Source organism: Bradyrhizobium sp. (assembly GCF_027451485.1).
GTDB lineage: Bacteria > Pseudomonadota > Alphaproteobacteria > Rhizobiales > Xanthobacteraceae > Bradyrhizobium.
In genome coordinates this window covers 1-17,526 of the sequence record NZ_DAIDJE010000114.1, presented here as the reverse complement: position 1 = coordinate 17,526, position 17,526 = coordinate 1, and the positions used below count along the sequence as shown (strand labels likewise).

Genomic DNA, 17,526 nt, shown 5'->3' with positions numbered 1-17,526 from the left:
CCGCTGAACGATGCTCACCCCCACGTCGCAAATGCGAGCCTATGGACCGAAACCGGCAGGCCGATAGTCGAAACAGCGCTTTGGAAGAAGCGACCACGCCCTGCGGCGAGAAGGCCTCCGCCTCGCCGTCTGGGAGTTTGAGCGTTCGTGCGCTCAACGTGCTGAAGGAACTGGCGCCCGAACTGATCGGCGAAGAGCCGCCAAAGGGCACCTGGGTGCCTCCTGATGACCTTCTTCGACAGCTGACAGGCCGGCATCTGGCGACCGCCCGCAACTGCGGACCGCAGACGGCTCGGGAAATCATCGACTGGGCTCTCGCCAGGGGAGTCGCGATCCAGTCACCGCTCCATCGTGGCAAGCCGCTATCCGAGGTCTGGCGCAGCCTGGCGGCGCGTGCGTCGGCCGGAAAACTCACGCGGGCCGAAATCACCGAAGCCTTGGAAAAGTCGATTCGCCGCAAGAGCGTCCGGATCCCGGTTGCCTTCCAGATCATTCTTCTGGAGATATTGAGCTCGACCTACGACCCTCCGCCGTTCCCCTGACGCAACCAGCTGCGTGAACGGGATAGTTCCGCTGCCTCAGCCCTGATACCGTTGATTGCCGGTTCGCGTGATCCGGTAGGTCGAAAATGGTGGGGATGGTGGTGGCATGGCCAAATCCAGGCGGCGAGCCAAGGCGCCGGCACGGTCAGGCGGGACCAAGACGAGACGCAACGGAAAGGCTCGCGCAGTGGACTACCAGGCGCTGGCCAGATTCCGCTACCAGCTGCGGGTGTTTCTCGCCTTCAGCGCGACGGCTGCGATGCGGCAGGGATTGACGCCGCAACAGCATCAGGCCCTGCTCGCGATCAAAGGGTTTGCCGGATCCGAACTCACGTCGGTTGGCGACCTCGCGCAGGCGCTGCTGATCCGGCATCACACTGCGGTCGAACTGGCCACCCGCATGAAAAGGCTCGGCCTGATCAAGCGAAGCGTCGATGCCCGGGATGGCCGGCGCGTTCTCCTGCAGTTGACGGCGCGCGGCGAGCGCAGACTGCAAGCGCTTTCGGCAATTCACCTGGAAGAGCTCAGCGCGATTGGACCCACCCTGGTCGGCATCCTGCGTCAATTCAGGAGCGCGCAAAGGCAGCGTTAATACCGTTCCATCGGCGCGCCATGGCTCACGCCGAGGCGCCCTGCGCCGCCAGTTGTGCGGCCTGGTGCTCGGTGGTCAGCGCGTCGATCAATTCGCCCAAGCTTTCTCCCGAGATCACCTGCGGCAGTTTGTAGAGCGTCAGGTTGATGCGGTGGTCGGTGACGCGTCCTTGCGGGAAATTGTAGGTGCGGATGCGTTCGCTGCGGTCGCCGGAGCCGACTTTTTCCTTGCGATCCGCCGAGCGTGCCGTATCGATGCGCTGGCGTTCGGCATCGTAGATGCGCGAGCGCAGGATGTTCATCGCGGAGGCGCGGTTCTTGTGCTGCGATCGGCTGTCCTGCATCATCACCACGATCCCGGTCGGAATGTGGGTGATGCGGATCGCGGATTCGGTCTTGTTGACGTGCTGGCCGCCCGCTCCCTGCGCGCGCATGGTCTCGATCCGCAAATCCTCGTTCTTGATGTCGACGTCGACATCCTCGACTTCGGGCAACACCGCGACCGTCGCCGCCGACGTATGAATCCGCCCCTGCGTCTCCGTATCAGGAACGCGCTGTACCCGGTGCACGCCGGATTCGAACTTCAGTTTGGCGAAGGCTCCGCGGCCCTGTACCTCGGCGATGATTTCCTTGTAACCGCCCACGGTGCCTTCGCTTGCGGAAATCACCTCGACCTTCCAGCCCTGCAAGCTGGCGAAGCGCTCGTACATCCGGAACAGATCGCCGGCGAACAACGAGGCTTCGTCGCCGCCGGTGCCGGCACGAATTTCCAGCACCACGTTGCGGTCGTCCATGGCGTCCTTCGGCAACAGCGCGACGCGGATCTTCTGCTCCAGTTCGCCGATGCGGGCCTGCAAGGTTTCGCGCTCGGCTTCCGCCATGCTGCGCATTTCCGGATCGGTCGCCGAATCGGCAATCAGACTTTCGGTATCGGCGAGTTCGGTGCGTGCCGCGCGGTATGTCTTGACGGCGTCGATCAGCGGGTTGAGTTCGGCAAGCTCGCGCGTGATGCGCACATAGTCTTCCGAATTCACCTGGCCGAGCAGCGCCGCCTCGAGCGAGGCGTGATGGGCCAGCAAAATATCCAATTTGGCTTCGGGGAGCGTCGACATCGGATGAATCTCGAATGTAGGTGCTTTTCGGCGAAACGGGGTGGCGGAGTCGGGCAGCAGGCCCGCTACAACGCCAATCCTTCGGCCTCGGCGAACTCGGTCAGTTTTTGGCGGATAGACACGCTGCCCGAGGGTGCATCGAGCAGCGCGTTCATCATGGCTTCGGCCTTTTTGGCATCCAGATCGAGGATCATGGCCTTGACAGGACCATGCGCGGTTGCCGATAGCGAGAGCGAGCGGTAGCCAAGCGCGATCAGGGCGAGCGCGCCGATCGGCTTTGACGCCATCTCTCCGCAAAGCGACGCGGATTTCTTTGCTGCGTTGGCCTTCTGCACGATCTCGCGCAGGACCCGCAGGATCGGGGCCGACAAGGTATCGAAGCGTTCCGAAACCTTGGCATTGCCGCGATCGACCGCAAACAGGAACTGGAACAGGTCGTTGGATCCGACCGAGATGAAATCGACTTTCTTCAGGAGTTCGTCGAGCTGGTAGAGCAGGGCAGGTACTTCCAGCATGGTTCCGATGTCGATTCGTTCGGGCAGCGAATGCCCGTGCTGGCGCAGATAGGTCAGTTCGCGCTCGACGATGCTCTTGGCGGCATCGAATTCGGCAACTTCGGTGATCATCGGAAACATGATGCGCAAGGAGCGGCCGCCGCCGGCGCGCAGCAACGCACGAATCTGGCCGCGCAGAAGCCCCGGGCGGTCGAGTCCCAGCCGGATCGCCCGCCAGCCGAGCGCAGGATTTTCCTCGACCACGCTCTCCATATAGGGCAGCGCCTTGTCTCCGCCGATATCGAGCGTTCGGAACGTCACCGGTTTGGAGCCGGCGGCGTCGAGTACGGTGCGGTACAAAGCGAGTTGGTCGCTGGTGCGCGGCAGACTCTGGCCGACCATGAACTGCAATTCGGTGCGAAACAGGCCGATACCGGCCGAACCGGTGTCGTCGATATGCGGCAGGTCAATCGCAAGCCCCGCATTGATCAAGAGTTCGATCGGCTGGCCATCCCTTGTCACGCAGGGCTTTTCACGCAACGCCAGATATTGGGCTTGACGCCGGGCGCGAAAGCGCACGCGCTCGGCGTAGGCCGACTCGATCTCGGCCGATGGACGGACGTAGATCGAGCCGGACGTGCCGTCGACTATGATGGCATCGCCGGGATCGGCGATACCCGGCGCGTTCGGAACTTCGCCGACCGCCGGGATGCCGAGCGCGCGTGCCACGATCGAGACGTGCGAGTTGGCGGTGCCTTCCTCCAGCACCAGGCCTCGAAGGCGCTTGCGGTCGTAGTCGAGCAGCGCCGCCGGGCCCATTGCGCGCGCGATCAGGATGGCGTTGTCGGGCAATTGCTCGCGCGAGGGCGCATGGTCCTGTCCGACCAGTTGCCGCATCAGCCGGTAACCGAGGTCCTCGAGATCGTGCAGGCGGTCGCGCAAATAAGGATCGGTTGAGCGCAGCATGCGTGCGCGAGTGTCGGATTGGACGCGCTCGACGGCAGCCTCCGCCGTCAGGCCGGTGGCCACGGCTTCGTGTAGCTTGTGCGACCAGCCGTGATCGTTGGCGAACATCCGGTAGGCCTCAAGCACGTCGCGGTGCTCGCCGCCGTCGGCAACATCGCCGCGTTCCAGCATGCGGTCGAGGTCGGCACGCAATTTGGCCAAGGCCGCGTCCAGCCGCTTGATTTCCTTCGGCAGGTCCTCGGCAATGTAGTTGGTGATAACGACGCGGGGCTCGTGCAGCACGACATGGCCGAGCGCGATGCCGTCAGACAGGATCGCGCCGGTCTTGTGCTGGGAATGCCGAGCGGCCGGCTCGGCGCCCGGTTCGGCAAGCGCCGACAATTCGCCGGAGGCGATCATTTCCGCGAGCACCATCGCGGTGGTCTGGAGCGCCTCGACCTCCTCCTCGACATAGGTGCGCTTGGCGCGGTTCTGCACCACCAGGACGCCGAGCGTGTTGCCGGCGCGAAGGATCGGCACGCCGAGGAAGGAGTGGTAGATCTCTTCGCCAGTCTCGGGCCGGAACGAGAACGCCGGATGGCTTTGCGCGTCGTTGAGATTGAGCGGCGTCGCCTCGCTCGCGACGAGGCCGACCAGACCTTCATGCGCGCTCAAGACGGTGCGGTGCACCGCATCGCGATTGAGACCTTCGGTGGCGTATAGCTCCAAGGTGTTGTCAACGCGCAGCACGTAGACGGAGCACACCTCCGCCACCATGTTGGCGGCGATCAGCACGACGATCTTGTCCAATCGCTCCTGTGCTGAAACCTGCTCCGCCATTGTTTCGCGAAGCCGTCTCAACAGGACGCGGGGGCCTCCCGATGCGCTTCGCAGTGGGTTCAAATCCTGTTCCTCCAGGCCGGCCTACCCGTGAGGGCGGGGGCTGGCGTTAGACTTAAAACGCAACAATTTTATTTATTCTACGGCATCCCGACCCTGAGCTAATGGCGCGAATCGCGCCACTAAATCAGTGGCACAGTTCACAATCGGGCTCGCGTTCAGGCCGTATACCGAATTGGGCTTTATTTTGCCAAGCAAAAGGCCTGCCAGCCGAGATGGCCAACAGACCCGCACACCGCAGCCGGTAGCGCTAGGCCAACTCATGTTGCGGCCGCTAAGAGAAGCTGCTCTCTTCTAAGCTTGATCGAGGCCGTAGAGCGTGTGCAGGGTCCGGACCGCGAGTTCGGTATAGGCTGTGTCGATCAGCACCGAAAACTTGATTTCGGAGGTGGTGATGGCGCGGATATTGATGCTGCGCGCAGCCAGGGCCGCAAACGCCTTGGCGGCGACGCCGGCATGGCTGCGCATGCCGCTGCCGATCACCGAAACCTTCGCGACATCGGTGGCCGTGTCGAGCCGGGCGTAGCCGATCCTGTCCTTCGCCGAGGTGATGGTGTCGCGGGCGCGGGCGTAGTCGGAGGCCGGCACCGTGAAGGTCAGGTCGGTGGTCTTGCCGTCCTGGGAGACGTTTTGCACGATCATGTCGACATTGATATTGGCATCCGCCAGCGGACCGAAGATCGAAGCAGCCACCCCCGGCTTGTCCTCGATCTGGCGAATCGAAATCTGCGCCTCGTCTTTGGAAAAGGCGATGCCGGTGACGACGTGGCTTTCCATGATCTCCTCCTCGCTGCAGATCAGCGTTCCCGGCGGCTGGTTGGCATGCGGGTCGATATCCTCGGGCTTGTCGAAACTGGAACGCACGAAGATTGGCATGTTGTGGACCATGCCGAGTTCCACGGAACGGACCTGAAGCACCTTCGCGCCCAGCGAAGCCAGTTCGAGCATGTCTTCGAATGCAATCCGGTCGAGCCGGCGGGCCTTCGGAACCACCCGCGGGTCGGTGGTGTAGACACCGTCGACATCGGTGTAGATGTCGCAGCGATCGGCGTGGATGGCGGCCGCGACCGCAACCGCCGACGTGTCGGAGCCGCCCCGACCCAGCGTGGTGATCCGGTTGGTTTGCGGATTGATGCCCTGGAAGCCGGCGATGACGGCGACCTCCTTGCGCTCCTTGAAGCGGTTGAGCAGTTCAGTGCCATCGATGTCAAGAATTCGCGCCGAGGCATGGGCATCGCTGGTCTTGATCGGGATTTGCCAGCCCTGCCAGGAGCGGGCCTGAATGCCGATCGCCTGCAGGGCAATTGCCAGGAGTCCCGCGGTGACCTGCTCGCCGGAGGCCACCACCGCGTCATATTCGCGGGCGTCGTGCATCGGAGAGGCTTCGCGGCACCAGTCGACCAGTTCATTGGTCTTGCCGGCCATCGCCGAGACGATGACGGCGACGTCGTGGCCGGCATCGACCTCGCGCTTGACGTGACGGGCGACGTTGCGGATGCGTTCGATATTGGCGACGGACGTGCCGCCGAATTTCATCACGAGGCGACCCATGACGACTGGTTTATTCCCCTGCGGATTATTAATGTAGCCCGCGCAAACGTTCGCAGGCGCCTATCCTGAAAGGCGCGTATACATAGCGACGCGGTTGGGGGCAAGCAACCGGTTCCGCGTCGTCTAATTGAGTTAATTGAGGCTGTTTGTATGGGGCGCTATATCGACCAGATCCTGCAGCCGGGGGAAAACGTGCTGTATTCGACCAATGCGCACTGGATCTTCTACCTGCCGGCGATCGTGTCCTGGATCGTGGCACTGGCACTCCTGATCCTGTCGCGGGCGACCACGACAGACGGCATCGTGCTCCTGTGCCTGTCCGCCTCCGCCATCGCCGCCCTGGCAGGGCTTTACTGGGCGATAAGGGGCTGGTTCCACCGGCTCACCACCGAAACCGACGTCACCAATCGCCGGGTGGTACACAAGACCGGCTTTATCAACCGCCATACGTTCGAGATTGCGCTCGATAAAATCGAGAGCGTCGACGTGGAACAGAGCATTGCAGGCCGCATCTTCAATTACGGCGACGTCACCATCATGGGCGTCGGCGAGGGCAGGCAAACGATTTCAACCATTGCGTCCCCGCTGGCGTTTCGCAGCGCCATCACGGCGCGCTAGGAGCAGCAGATGGTTGTGCAGCCAAATCCTCCCGCCGCCTCGACCGTCGATCCGACCGAGATCGCCAAATTTTCCAAACTGTCCGAGCAGTGGTGGGATCCGAAGGGCAAGATGGCGCCGCTGCACAAGATCAATCCGCTGCGGCTCACTTATATTCGCGATGCCGCCTGCCGGAAATTCGAGCGCAATGCGAAAAGCTTGAACTGCCTGTCGGGTCTGCGCATCCTCGATATCGGCTGCGGCGCCGGTCTGCTTTGCGAGCCGTTGACGCGGCTCGGGGCCCAGGTGATCGGCCTCGATCCTTCCCCCAGCAATATCGCGGCAGCCAAATTGCACGCTGACAGAGGTCATCTGTCGATCGACTACCGCTGCACCACGGTCGAGGAAATGGACGTGCGCGAGCGCTTCGACGTCGTATTGGCGATGGAGGTGGTCGAGCATGTCAGCGATATCGGCCTGTTTCTCGGCCGCTGCGCCGCCATGCTCAAGCCCGGGGGGTTGATGGTGGTTTCCACCCTCAATCGTAACTGGAAGAGTTTTGCGCTGGCGATTGTCGGGGCCGAATACATCCTGCGCTGGCTGCCGCGCGGCACCCATCAATGGGAAAAATTTGTCACGCCCGACGAGCTTGCACGTCATTTGCTCGACAATCGTTTGACGATCACCGAGCAGACCGGCGTGGTGTACAGTCCCTTCGCCGACCGCTGGAGTTTGTCGCCCGACATGGATGTTAACTACATGGTGGTGGCGGAAGGCATGGTGTGATCGCATCGCGCTGTTTCCGCACGGACGCACGCTATCGGGGCGCAGCTCTGTCATGCACGGCGTGGGTTGACCACACGTAGTGCGCCCGGCACGGTGCCACACGTCCTTCAAGGCTCCATTCCCTCCAAATGTTCACCGTCGCCTCGCTCTGGATTCCTTTCACCTTCACCGCCGCCGCGGGCCAGGTCGCGCGCAATGCCATGCAGCGGCAACTGACCGGGCCGCTCGGGACCTGGGGCGCGACCAACATCCGCTTCCTGTTCGGCTTTCCCTTCGCCATCCTGTTCTTCGCCGCCGTGCTGGCCGGCACTGGGGATGCCTTGCCGCGCCCGACCACCGCCTTCTGGCCGTGGCTTTTGCTAGGTGCGATCTGCCAGATCGTTGCGACCGGACTGATGCTGGTGGCGATGAACGAGCGTTCCTTCGTCGTGACGACGGCCTATCTCAAGACCGAGGCGATCCAGACCGCGATCTTCGGCTTCGTCTTCCTCGGCGACGATCTGACGGCCCTGAAGGTGCTCGCGATCCTGATCGCGACCGTTGGCGTCGTCATCACGGCATTGCGTCCGGGCGGCGATAAGAGCTTTACAGATCTCCGGCCGACACTGATCGGGCTGGTCTCCGCCGCGGCGTTCGCGCTATCGGCCAACGGCTACCGCGGGGCGATCATCACGATCCACGGCGCCTCGTTCGTGACAGCCGCGACGTACACGCTGGTGTTCGGGCTGTTCGTGCAAACGCTGGTCCTGACCATCTATCTGTTGGTGCGCGCGCCGGACGTTCTGAAATCGATCCTGCGCATGTGGAAGCCTTCGCTGCTCGCGGGCTTCATGGGGGCGTTCGCCTCGCAGTTCTGGTTCCTGTCATTTGCGCTGACGGCGGCCGCCAATGTGCGCACACTGGCGCTCGTGGAGGTGCTGTTCGCGCAGGGCGTGGCCTATTACTCGTTCAAGCAGCCGTTTTCGGCGCGAGAACTCTTCGGGATTGTGCTGATCGTGATCGGGGTTGGACTGCTCGTAGCCGCCTAACCCTTGAAGGCAATCAGAACGGCCCCGGCAGCGATCATGGCGATGCCGAGCCAACCCTGGATCGATGGCCGCTCGCCGAGAAAGGTCACGCCGAACAGCGCGACCAGCACGACGCTCAATTTGTCGATCGGGGCGACCAACGTGGCCGGTCCGAGTTTCAGGGCGCGGAAGTAGCAGAGCCAGGATGCTCCCGTGCCAAGCGCCGAGAGCACCAGAAAGAGCCAGCTTTTCCCCGATATCGGCCCGGCGTTGGTGAGTTGTCCGGTGGCGAAGAGGATGAGCGACAGAGTCATCAGCACGACAGCGGTGCGGATCAACGTCGCGAGATCGGAGTTGATGCCCTCGACCCCGACTTTGGCAAAGATCGCGGTGAGTGCCGCAAATACCGCCGATAGCAGCGCCCAGATTTGCCAGGATGAAAGCGAAACGGGCGGCAAGGACGTTTTCCTGCGCGTTAATTCCGGTCGTCCGGCAGCGTCGGAAGCGGCATGACCTCGACGCCTTCTTCGAGCAGGGCCCTTGCTTCATCAGGAGAAGCTTCGCCATAGATCGGGCGATGCTCGATGTCGCCGTAATGCATCTTGCGCGCTTCGTTCGGAAAACGCTCGCCCACATTGTCGGCATTGCTGACGATATGGTCGCGCAACTCCTTGAGCTTGGCTCGGAGCTCACGCTCCTGCGCCATCAAAAGCGGCGTCGGCGAGGAAGGCGGGATCACTTCAGCGGCCGGCGCCGGCACCGGCAAGGATTCGGAAGCCGTTTTCTCGCGGCCCTTCTTGCGGGCGATGCGCGGCGCCATGATCGCGCGCTCGACGTCTGTCGAGCCGCAAACCGGGCAACTCACGAGCTTCCGTTTCTCCTGAGACTCGTAGGCAGACGAACTCTGGAACCAACTCTCGAAGGCGTGGCCCTTCTTGCAGCACAAATTGTAATGGATCATGCCGATCCCCGCACCAGGTGCAGATAATCCGGGCCGGATTTCGGGTCGGCGACCGAAAAGCGCCGCCCGTGTTGCAGCGACGGCACCGCCTTGCGTGCAGTCTCGACCAGCGAAGGATCGATCTTCGCCATGAAGACGCCGGGCTCGCCGCCGCCCTCGGCCAGCACCTCGCCCCAGGGCGCGATGATCAGCGAATGGCCGTACGTCTCGCGCTTGTTCTCGTGCAGACCACATTGGGCGGCCGCAAACACGAAGCATCCATTCTCGATGGCGCGGGCGCGCAGCAGCGTGTGCCAATGCGCCTCTCCGGTTTTTCGCGTGAAGGCGGACGGCACGCTGAGGAACGAGGCGCCGCTTTCGGCGAGCGCGCGATAAAGGGCGGGAAAACGCACGTCGTAACAGATCGTCAAGCCGATGCGCCCCCAGGGCAGGTCGGCAATCACGGCGGTCTCGCCAGGCTGGTAGTTGGCGGATTCGCGGTAGCTTTCGCCGCCCGGCAGATCGATGTCGAACATGTGGATCTTGTCGTAGCTGGCGATCACGCCGCCGTCCGGACCGATCAGGAACGAACGATTGACCGCGCGCTCTGGGGAGGCGCGTAGCGCCAGCGATCCGATGTGCAGATGGATTTTCAGTTCGGCGGCGAGGGCACGATAAGCCTTCAGGGAAAGATCGTCGGCCTCCTCCGCAAGATGATCGAACAGCGCCTTTCGGTTCAGCTGCATCATATTGCTCACTTCCGGGGTGAGCACATAATCGGCGCCCTGGGACGCGGCCTGCCTGATCAATTTAATGCCCTGCTCAAGGCTCGGCTCAGGCAACAGGCCCGTCCGCATCTGCACCATGGCGGCGGTAAAGGAGCGATCGGCGCTCATAAGCTGGCCCCTTCGCCAGCGAGCAACGCGTCAAGCTTGCCGGCGCGATCGAGCGCATACAATTCGTCGCAGCCACCGACATGGGTTTTGCCGATGAAAATCTGCGGGAAGGTCGCGCCATTTCCGACGCGGTCGTACATCTGCTGGCGAACGTCCGGGTCGGACGCGGTGCTCAGCTCCTTGAAGGCGGCATTCTTCCGCGCCAGCAGGCTTTTGGCCGCGGTACAATATCCGCAGCCGGGACGGGTGTAGATTTCGATCGCAGCAGGCATGTCGCGTTGGGACCGATGCAAAAGGTGACCAGAATGATGGATTATATGGGAGTTCGGTGGCTATCCACAACCCGGGCAAAGACCAGCACGTCGACAGCGGCTGCTTTCGCGCGCAGGAGCGCCCGCGCGCAGGCATCCACCGTTGCGCCTGACGTCAGCACGTCATCGATCAGCACCACCCGGCGGCCGGCGATCAGGTGCTCCCGATCGGGTGCCACTTTGAATGCGCCCTGCACATTGCTGGCGCGCTGCGGCCGCGACAGGCCGATCTGCTGCTCGGTGGGACGGATCCGGCGCAGCGCCTCGGTAGCGACCGTAACGCCAGACTGCCGTGCGATGATGCGGGCCAGCGCCCCCGATTGATTGTAGCGGCGGCTCCAGCCGCGTCGCCAATGCAGCGGGACAGGCACGAGTGCGTCGGCGCCGTCCAGCAGTTCCCGCCCAGCCCGCGCCATCCAGCGGCCCATCGGCGGCGCCAGGTCCGTGCGGTCCTGGTATTTCAACGCGTGCACCAGCTTTCGCGCGACGTCGTCATAGCGCACGGCGGCGCGGGCCCGTGTATAGGCTGGCGGATTGGCGATCGCCTCCATCGAGAGCATGTCGGGCCCGGGATCGTAGACAAAGGGAATGCCGAGGCGCGGGCAAAACGGCGGCGCGATGAACGACAGCTTGGCCCAGCAAGTGGCGCAGACGCCTTCGCCTTCGACCGGCTCGCGGCAGGCCACGCACAGGGTTGGCAATGCGATGTCGAGTGCGAGCTTGGCCGCATGCGCCAGTGCCCCCCGGCATGCCGAGAACGCGCCGAGGAAATGCGAGGCGATGGAACGGGAGGGCTCAGCGTCCATGGACCAAACGCTATCGTCGACCCGGCGAAGGCTCAAGCGGATAGTGGAGTGGATTTGACATTCGCTACCCACCTGGCCGCGAGTTCAAAAAAGCGAATGTCAAATCCTGAACTCCACTAGAAACGTATATTTGCTAGTGGTCCTGCGATTCTAACATTCGCAAAAGTGGCCGCTGAGAAGGAAAGCGAATGTTAGAATCGGACCACTAGAAGACATCGGGCGGCCTTGCTGAACCCATTGTCTGCCGTTAGCTGAACTGGGGTCGTGAATGATCTGCCGTGAAGCCGGATCGCCATGCTCAGGGTTATTTTTCCTCGCCCCTACCAGATCGAAGTCTCCAGTCTTCGTCAGACCGAATTCGTCAAGCTTCGCCGGCACCTCGATGAGGTGCACCTGGCCTGGGTGACGGAGTGGAAGCGAAGGCAGGATGATTTCAGGATTGAAAACATCCGCTTCCGCCATGACCCCGCCTGGAATACGCGAGTCCTCAGCCTGCAAGCGGCCCGCGACGGCAAGACGTGGTTCTGGCGGGCCACCCGGGTATTTCTCGCCTGGGGCGTCTCGTCAATTTAGGACGATTATCCCCGCGCGACACGCTGGCGGGAGCTGGCCTGATAGGCAAGCCGGCTATGGCCGGCGCAATAGGGCAATCCGCCGAGCGGCCGGTTGCCGCAGAAGCAGAAGTCCTCTTCGCCGGGACTGTTAATGGGCCAGCGGCACCTTTCCTCGCTCAGTTCAAGCAACGAGCAGTGCCGTTCGCTGTGGATCGCCTCGCCGTCTTCCGCCGGCACCGGTTCGGCAAACAATTTGCGCAGGATCCGGTATTGCAGCCGCGGTACCGAGCGCGGGCGATTTGTCTTGCTGCTCGCCCGTCGTATCTCGGGTTTCTTTTCCCGGGTCAGGTTGAGGCGCGAGAGCTTGCCGATCACGGCATTGCGGCTCACCCCGATTTCGCCGGCGATTTCACGGCAGGACAGGCCGGCCGAGAAATGAATTTTCAGAAGTTCGATGCGTTCCGTGGTCCAGGTCGGTTCGTTGGCGGGCATTTGAAAGTCCCAAACTATGAGCCGGTCACGCCGGCTTCCCCATAGGCCTCCCAGTCGCCAAACCGTCCCGAATGCCGCTTCTTACGGGGTCTTGCCGTTGTCGCGGATCGAAAGCAGCCCGTCCTTGATGGCGAGACGGATGCCTTCCTCGATCAGGGTCCTCGCTACGCCAGGTACACTTGTTCCGTGGGTTCCCTGTCTGACCAGCTTTTCAAGATACGCGATGGTCGAAAGGGCCAACGTGACTGGAACGCGGTCGGTTTCGGCTTTTTCTGTGGCCATGCAAAACGCTAGCCTCTCACGCGGGTACTGAAAAGTATCTATTAAGAGTCTATTTACACCAAAAAGGGGCCGCTTGTCAGCCCGGGATGGTGCGCGTACCTACCGGTATGGTTTCCGCCCCGGCTTCCCCTGTCCTGTTCGACCGCGCCTTGCTGCGTGCCCGACTTGACCGGGCAGAGCGGCTGGGGCCGGCAACCTTTCTGCTCGACCGCGTCGCCGGCGACATGGCGGAGCGGCTGAGTGCGGTGTTGCGGGATTTCAGAGACGTCGCCGAGGTCGGAACGCAAGGTGAGCAGGTCGGTCGCGCGCTCGCCCACCGCTTCGATCATTATGCGCGCATTGATCTGCCGGAGCGCGAGTCCGAGCCGCTGTCTCTTGATGCGGGATCGCTCGACCTTGCGGTTTCCGCGCTCGCCCTTCAGTTCGTCAATGATCTGCCCGGCGCTCTGGTGCAGATCCGCCGCGCGTTGCGCCCGGACGGATTGCTGATGGCGGCCATGATGGGCGGCGATACGCTCGTCGAGTTGCGGCAGTCTTTCGCGGCAGCGGAATCCGAATTGGAGAGCGGCGTCTCGCCGCGCGTCGCGCCGTTTGCCGACCTGCGCGATGTCGGCGCGCTGTTGCAGCGCGCAGGATTCGCTCTTCCCGTCGCCGATGTCGACCGCATCGTCGTGCGCTACGACAGCGCATTCGACCTGATGCAGGACCTGCGGAGGATGGGCGCGACCAACGTCCTGGTGGAACGCCGGCGAACGCCGACCCGCCGGGCCACGATGTTGCGAATGGCGGAAATCTACCGCGAACGCTTTGCCGATCCCGATGGCCGCATTCGCGCCACCTTCGATATCGTCTGGCTGTCAGGCTGGGCGCCGCATGAAAGCCAGCCCAAGCCGCTCAAGCCGGGATCGGCCAAAGTCAGCTTGGAAGAGGCGGTGAGGAACGCGACCAGGACCTGACTCCGGATCGCGGAAGCGAGGCGGTTCTTCAAAGGGCTATGCCCGCATGTGACGAGCGCATCAAGGCTGGCCGCCCACGCTACGCGGCGCAAAAGATTAACGCGCCGTTAACGGGACTTTCGGCCCCGCGTCATTGCCGCAAACATTTCGACAATAACTCTTCACTACTGTTGGATGACCGGCCAACCGTCACCTGTGCGAGTTCTCTTGATGTCGTCACGCGCTGCACGAACAGCCTTTGCCAGAGATATGCTTCGCCGATTTGGCCGCAACCGCCGCGGTTCGGCAGCTGTCGAATTTGCGCTGGTCGCGCCGGTCTTTTTCGCATTGTTGTTTGCGATCATCGAGACGGGATTGATGTTCTTTGCGAGTCAAATCCTCGAGACCGTTGCGCAGGAGTCGGCTCGCCAGATTATGACCGGGCAATCCCAGGCCGCCGGGAACACTGCGGCAACGTTCATAACTAACGTCGTCTGCAACCAGTCCCAGCCAGTGCTTAACTGCAACAGCATAGGTGTCGATGTCGAGAGCGATCCCTCCCAATTCTCCAATCTGAATATCGCCTACCCGGTGACCAACGGAAGTTTCGATCCCACCAAGCTTAAATTCAATCCTGGCGGATCCTGCAGCGTCGTCACGCTCACTTTGTACTATCCATGGCAGATGTTCGTCACCGGGCTCGGCTACAACATCTCAAATCTGAAGGGCAATATCCGCTTGCTCAGTGCAACGGCGGCGTTCCGCAACGAGCCTTACGCGGGGGCCTGCTCGACATGAGCCTTGCCAAAGGACCGATGAAACGCCGTATTCGCGGGTGCTCTGTGATCGCCGCATTCTTTCGTGATTGCCGCGGCATCGCAGCGACCGAGTTCGCCGTGATTGTCCCGATCATGCTGGTGCTGTTGTTCAGCACGGTGGAAGTTTGTTCTGGCCTGGCGGTAGATCGCAAGGTTTCACTGGTGGCACGTACCATCGCGAACCTGACGTCGCAGGGGGCGAGCGCTTCCGATACCGATTTGACGAATTTCTTTGGCGCGGCCAACCTGATCATGGTGCCCTATGTGCAACCCGCCTATCCCGCGCCGAACATGACGATTTCGGAGTTGTACATTGATCCCTCGTCGGGCATCGCACGGGTTCAATGGAGCGTGGGATCTGCACCGCGTTCCATCAGCTCCCAGGTTCCGATTCCGCAGAGCATGATCGCAACGGATCCGACGACGCACGCGATCATAGCGAACCAATATATCATTTTCAGCGAGGTCAACACCGTTTACACGCCGTCACTTGGCAGTTTTGGGACCATGACTGCGGCCATAACGCTGAGCGATGTCGCCTATGCCTTGCCGCGGCAGTCGACCTGCGTGTTCTATCCTTCGACGCCATCGCCTGCGACCTGCCCGACATCCTGACTGCGGCCTGAATTGAACCCCGTCAAGGCAAGACAAGCTTTGTTGCCTGCTTGACCCGGCAATCCGTTCTCTTCGCAAGAGCCCTTTTCGAACATGATGTCTGCGCGGCTCAAGCCTGCAGCGTCGGTCACATCAAGAGATCGACCAAATGCGGGATCAGGGGAATATCCGCAGGCGGCATCGGATAGTCGCGCAGCTTGTTGACGCGGACCCATGCAAGCTTCTGTCCCTCGCGCGCGATCGCGTCACCTTCCCAGCGCCGGCAGATGTAAAGTGGCATCAGGAGATGGAACGCCTCATAGGCGTGGCTCGCGAAGGTCAGCGGCGCGAGGCAAGCTTCCTTCACGGTGATGCCGAGTTCCTCGTGAAGTTCGCGAATGAGCGTGGCTTCCGGCCGTTCGCCGGGCTCGATCTTGCCGCCGGGAAATTCCCACAGGCCCGCCATTGCCTTGCCTTCCGGCCGCTGCGCGATCAGCACGCGGTTGTCGGTGTCGATCAAGGCGCAAGCCACGACCAGGGTCAGTTTGATGTCGCTCATGATTGCCGGCGTTCACTGGCCATTGATTGAGAAGAGCCGAGCCCGCTGGCTCGATGAGCGCGGGAAGGGTTTGTTAACTCTATTAGGCGCGCGATTCTTCAATCGCAATAAGCCGAATTTAATTCTCCGCCAATAGATCAGTACGGGAGTCAATCGACACAGGCATGACCCATGCGCACCCTCTCGGCCTTGATCAACCGCTTCTGCAAGGACAAGCGCGGCAATATCGCCGTGATCTTCGGGATCGCCTGCCTACCGGTTCTCGCGGCCGTCGGCTGCGGCGTCGACTATTCGGAAGCGTCACGAATGAGGGCCAAGCTGCAATCAGCGGCGGACGCTGCGGCGGTCGCATCGATCTCGAAGAACTCGCAAGGCTGGCTAGCCGCATCGCAGATGAGCGGCAACGGCACCGTCGCTACCGCTCAGACGGACGCCATGAATATCTTTTTAGGCAACATCAACAACGTCTACAATCCCGGCAATCCCAATCCCGGCGCAAATTTGTTCACCTTGAACATGCCGCCGACCACAGCCGTCGTCACAAAGACGGGTGTGAACCTGACCTCGACGGTTACCTTCAACGCCACGGTGCCAACCATCTTCATGAACGTGGTTGGGTTCAAGTCGCTGACGGTATCGGGCAGCTCGAGCGCAAGCTCGTCGCTGCCCATGTATCTGGATTTCTACGTCATGCTGGATGTTTCGGGGTCGATGGGGTTGCCGTCGACCAATGCTGAACAAACCCGGCTGGCCGCGATCAACCCGGACAACTTCCGCTCCTACCCCAATGGCTGTACCTTCGCGTGCCATTTCCAGTCGCAAGGATCGTGCACCGCTCCGCCTGTTGGCCAAACGGCCAGTTCTGGCGTCCTCCCCGCATATTCAGCGTATCCAACGAACGGCTATTGTCTGGGCTATCTCATCACGCGCGTCAGTCAGTCCGGGTACCAAGCTCTTCTCAACTCATCAATTACTTCCCAGACAAAAACCCAATATCCCATGAAGGGCGGCCAGGTATTGCCGTCTGCGATGCTTCCGAACGTGACCTCGTCGCTTACTGGCCCGAATTCGCTCCTGACTGGCAATTCCAAGAGCATGTCGAATAGTCTGACGGCAGTTACATCCTGCCCCACGGAAGGCACGGACGCCTGCATCCAGTTGCGCGCCGACGCGGTCGGCACCGCCTTGAACGCCACAATGGCTACGCAAGGCGTAGACGGATTGTTCGCGACGGCCAACAAGAACGAGGTTGTCCCCGATCAATTCCGCATCGGGCTCTACCCGTTCATTCGATATCTCTACGCCTATTCTCCGCTCACTTCCGCCATCAATGCCTCGCCCACCACTCCGGGCACGATCAACTATGCGGCGGCCAACCTTGCCACGCTGCTTGATACCGGAAACAGCCCGAACCTCGGCCTCGGCTCCGGCGGGACGCATTTTGAAAACGCCTTTCCCTCCATGAATACGACGATCCCACCCTCCGGTGGCGGCCAAGTCGGAGACGGCAGCTCACCCACGAATACGAAGCCATTCGTTTTTCTCGTGACTGACGGCGCGCAGAACTTTCAAACTTGCTGCGGTTTCTCGGGAAGCAACAGCGCCACCGTGATGGCTTCGGGGACATCGTCTCCCTGCCAACCGCTCAAGAACCGCGGCATCACCGTTGCCGTGCTCTATATTCCCTACGAGCCGATTCAGAATCCAACGACGATCTACAATAACGAGGATAACGTCGCGAACGCGAATATTCCCAATATTCCACCCAGCCTTCAGTCCTGCGCATCGCCGAACTTCTTTTTCACGGCCACATC

The 17,526-nt window shown here is 61.8% G+C and carries 21 protein-coding genes; 10 read left to right on the top strand and 11 right to left on the bottom strand.

The window, feature by feature from the left end; all coding sequences use genetic code 11:
• Nucleotides 1-80: 80 nt before the first annotated feature.
• On the top strand, nt 81-542 hold the full coding sequence (locus NEZ08_RS14920; protein ID WP_298108165.1) for a hypothetical protein: 462 nt from the start codon (nt 81-83) through the stop codon (nt 540-542).
• 106 nt (nt 543-648) lie between these two features.
• On the top strand, nt 649-1,134 hold the full coding sequence (locus NEZ08_RS14915) for a MarR family transcriptional regulator (protein ID WP_298108163.1): 486 nt from the start codon (nt 649-651) through the stop codon (nt 1,132-1,134).
• Between the two features lie 25 nt (nt 1,135-1,159).
• Here the strand turns inward: NEZ08_RS14915 and prfA are convergent, their stop codons facing one another.
• From prfA to NEZ08_RS14900, 3 genes are all read right to left on the bottom strand, one after another.
• The gene (gene prfA / locus NEZ08_RS14910) at nt 1,160-2,245 is read right to left on the bottom strand and encodes a peptide chain release factor 1 (protein WP_298108161.1); all 1,086 of its coding nucleotides are present in this window, start codon (nt 2,243-2,245) and stop codon (nt 1,160-1,162) included.
• Between the two features lie 65 nt (nt 2,246-2,310).
• Entirely contained in the window at nt 2,311-4,578 is a 2,268-nt protein-coding gene (gene ptsP, locus NEZ08_RS14905) for a phosphoenolpyruvate--protein phosphotransferase (RefSeq protein WP_298108256.1), read from the bottom strand.
• 300 nt (nt 4,579-4,878) lie between these two features.
• The gene (locus tag NEZ08_RS14900) at nt 4,879-6,135 is read right to left on the bottom strand and encodes an aspartate kinase (RefSeq protein WP_298108159.1); all 1,257 of its coding nucleotides are present in this window, start codon (nt 6,133-6,135) and stop codon (nt 4,879-4,881) included.
• A gap of 150 nt (nt 6,136-6,285) precedes the next feature.
• Between NEZ08_RS14900 and NEZ08_RS14895 the strand changes: the two genes are divergently transcribed.
• The 3 genes from NEZ08_RS14895 (at nt 6,286) to NEZ08_RS14885 (ending at nt 8,546) form a co-directional block, all read left to right on the top strand.
• Nucleotides 6,286-6,753, top strand: coding sequence for a PH domain-containing protein (locus tag NEZ08_RS14895; protein ID WP_298108157.1), 468 nt, complete (start codon nt 6,286-6,288; stop codon nt 6,751-6,753).
• 9 nt (nt 6,754-6,762) lie between these two features.
• The gene (gene ubiG / locus NEZ08_RS14890; protein ID WP_298108155.1) at nt 6,763-7,518 is read left to right on the top strand and encodes a bifunctional 2-polyprenyl-6-hydroxyphenol methylase/3-demethylubiquinol 3-O-methyltransferase UbiG; all 756 of its coding nucleotides are present in this window, start codon (nt 6,763-6,765) and stop codon (nt 7,516-7,518) included.
• Nucleotides 7,519-7,646: 128 nt separating this feature from the next.
• On the top strand, nt 7,647-8,546 hold the full coding sequence (locus NEZ08_RS14885; RefSeq protein ID WP_298108152.1) for a DMT family transporter: 900 nt from the start codon (nt 7,647-7,649) through the stop codon (nt 8,544-8,546).
• Here the strand turns inward: NEZ08_RS14885 and NEZ08_RS14880 are convergent.
• Genes NEZ08_RS14880 through NEZ08_RS14860 form a run of 5 tightly spaced genes read right to left on the bottom strand, consistent with a single transcriptional unit; the run spans nt 8,543 to nt 11,478 of the window.
• On the bottom strand, nt 8,543-8,983 hold the full coding sequence (locus NEZ08_RS14880; protein WP_298108150.1) for an EamA family transporter: 441 nt from the start codon (nt 8,981-8,983) through the stop codon (nt 8,543-8,545). The two genes, NEZ08_RS14885 and NEZ08_RS14880, sit on opposite strands and share 4 nt — an antisense overlap.
• Nucleotides 8,984-9,000: 17 nt before the next feature.
• Nucleotides 9,001-9,486, bottom strand: coding sequence for a DUF1178 family protein (locus tag NEZ08_RS14875; RefSeq protein WP_298108148.1), 486 nt, complete (start codon nt 9,484-9,486; stop codon nt 9,001-9,003).
• A complete protein-coding gene (locus NEZ08_RS14870; RefSeq protein ID WP_298108144.1) occupies nt 9,483-10,361 on the bottom strand; it encodes a carbon-nitrogen hydrolase family protein in 879 nt (292 codons plus the stop codon). The genes NEZ08_RS14875 and NEZ08_RS14870 overlap by 4 nt, the downstream gene beginning before the upstream one ends.
• On the bottom strand, nt 10,358-10,633 hold the full coding sequence (gene grxC, locus NEZ08_RS14865) for a glutaredoxin 3 (protein ID WP_298108140.1): 276 nt from the start codon (nt 10,631-10,633) through the stop codon (nt 10,358-10,360). Before grxC ends, NEZ08_RS14870 begins: the two co-directional genes overlap by 4 nt.
• A gap of 41 nt (nt 10,634-10,674) precedes the next feature.
• Nucleotides 10,675-11,478 carry a ComF family protein gene (locus tag NEZ08_RS14860; protein WP_298108137.1) on the bottom strand — a complete coding sequence of 268 codons (804 nt, stop codon included), beginning with the start codon at nt 11,476-11,478 and terminating at the stop codon, nt 10,675-10,677.
• A 294-nt stretch (nt 11,479-11,772) separates the two neighbouring features.
• Here NEZ08_RS14860 and NEZ08_RS14855 point away from each other — a divergent pair, with 294 nt between their 5' ends.
• A complete protein-coding gene (locus tag NEZ08_RS14855) occupies nt 11,773-12,051 on the top strand; it encodes a hypothetical protein (protein WP_298108134.1) in 279 nt (92 codons plus the stop codon).
• Between the two features lie 5 nt (nt 12,052-12,056).
• Here the strand turns inward: NEZ08_RS14855 and NEZ08_RS14850 are convergent, their stop codons facing one another.
• Both NEZ08_RS14850 and NEZ08_RS14845 read right to left on the bottom strand, forming a co-directional pair.
• Nucleotides 12,057-12,524 carry a GcrA family cell cycle regulator gene (locus NEZ08_RS14850; RefSeq protein ID WP_298108130.1) on the bottom strand — a complete coding sequence of 156 codons (468 nt, stop codon included), beginning with the start codon at nt 12,522-12,524 and terminating at the stop codon, nt 12,057-12,059.
• Between the two features lie 81 nt (nt 12,525-12,605).
• The gene (locus NEZ08_RS14845) at nt 12,606-12,806 is read right to left on the bottom strand and encodes a hypothetical protein (RefSeq protein ID WP_298108127.1); all 201 of its coding nucleotides are present in this window, start codon (nt 12,804-12,806) and stop codon (nt 12,606-12,608) included.
• A gap of 86 nt (nt 12,807-12,892) precedes the next feature.
• Here NEZ08_RS14845 and NEZ08_RS14840 point away from each other — a divergent pair, with 86 nt between their 5' ends.
• From NEZ08_RS14840 to NEZ08_RS14830, 3 genes are all read left to right on the top strand, one after another.
• Nucleotides 12,893-13,762 (top strand): methyltransferase domain-containing protein, encoded by an 870-nt coding sequence (locus NEZ08_RS14840; RefSeq protein WP_298108124.1) that lies wholly within the window; start codon nt 12,893-12,895, stop codon nt 13,760-13,762.
• Nucleotides 13,763-14,011: 249 nt separating this feature from the next.
• Nucleotides 14,012-14,539: a TadE/TadG family type IV pilus assembly protein gene (locus NEZ08_RS14835; RefSeq protein WP_298108121.1), complete on the top strand. Its 528-nt coding sequence runs from the start codon at nt 14,012-14,014 to the stop codon at nt 14,537-14,539.
• On the top strand, nt 14,536-15,174 hold the full coding sequence (locus tag NEZ08_RS14830; RefSeq protein ID WP_367278418.1) for a TadE/TadG family type IV pilus assembly protein: 639 nt from the start codon (nt 14,536-14,538) through the stop codon (nt 15,172-15,174). The genes NEZ08_RS14835 and NEZ08_RS14830 overlap by 4 nt, the downstream gene beginning before the upstream one ends.
• A gap of 127 nt (nt 15,175-15,301) precedes the next feature.
• Here the strand turns inward: NEZ08_RS14830 and mutT are convergent, their stop codons facing one another.
• The gene (gene mutT / locus NEZ08_RS14825; RefSeq protein WP_298108119.1) at nt 15,302-15,712 is read right to left on the bottom strand and encodes an 8-oxo-dGTP diphosphatase MutT; all 411 of its coding nucleotides are present in this window, start codon (nt 15,710-15,712) and stop codon (nt 15,302-15,304) included.
• A 171-nt stretch (nt 15,713-15,883) separates the two neighbouring features.
• Here mutT and NEZ08_RS14820 point away from each other — a divergent pair.
• A partial coding sequence (locus NEZ08_RS14820; protein ID WP_298108116.1) for a TadE/TadG family type IV pilus assembly protein occupies nt 15,884-17,526 on the top strand: 1,643 nt, incomplete at its 3' end.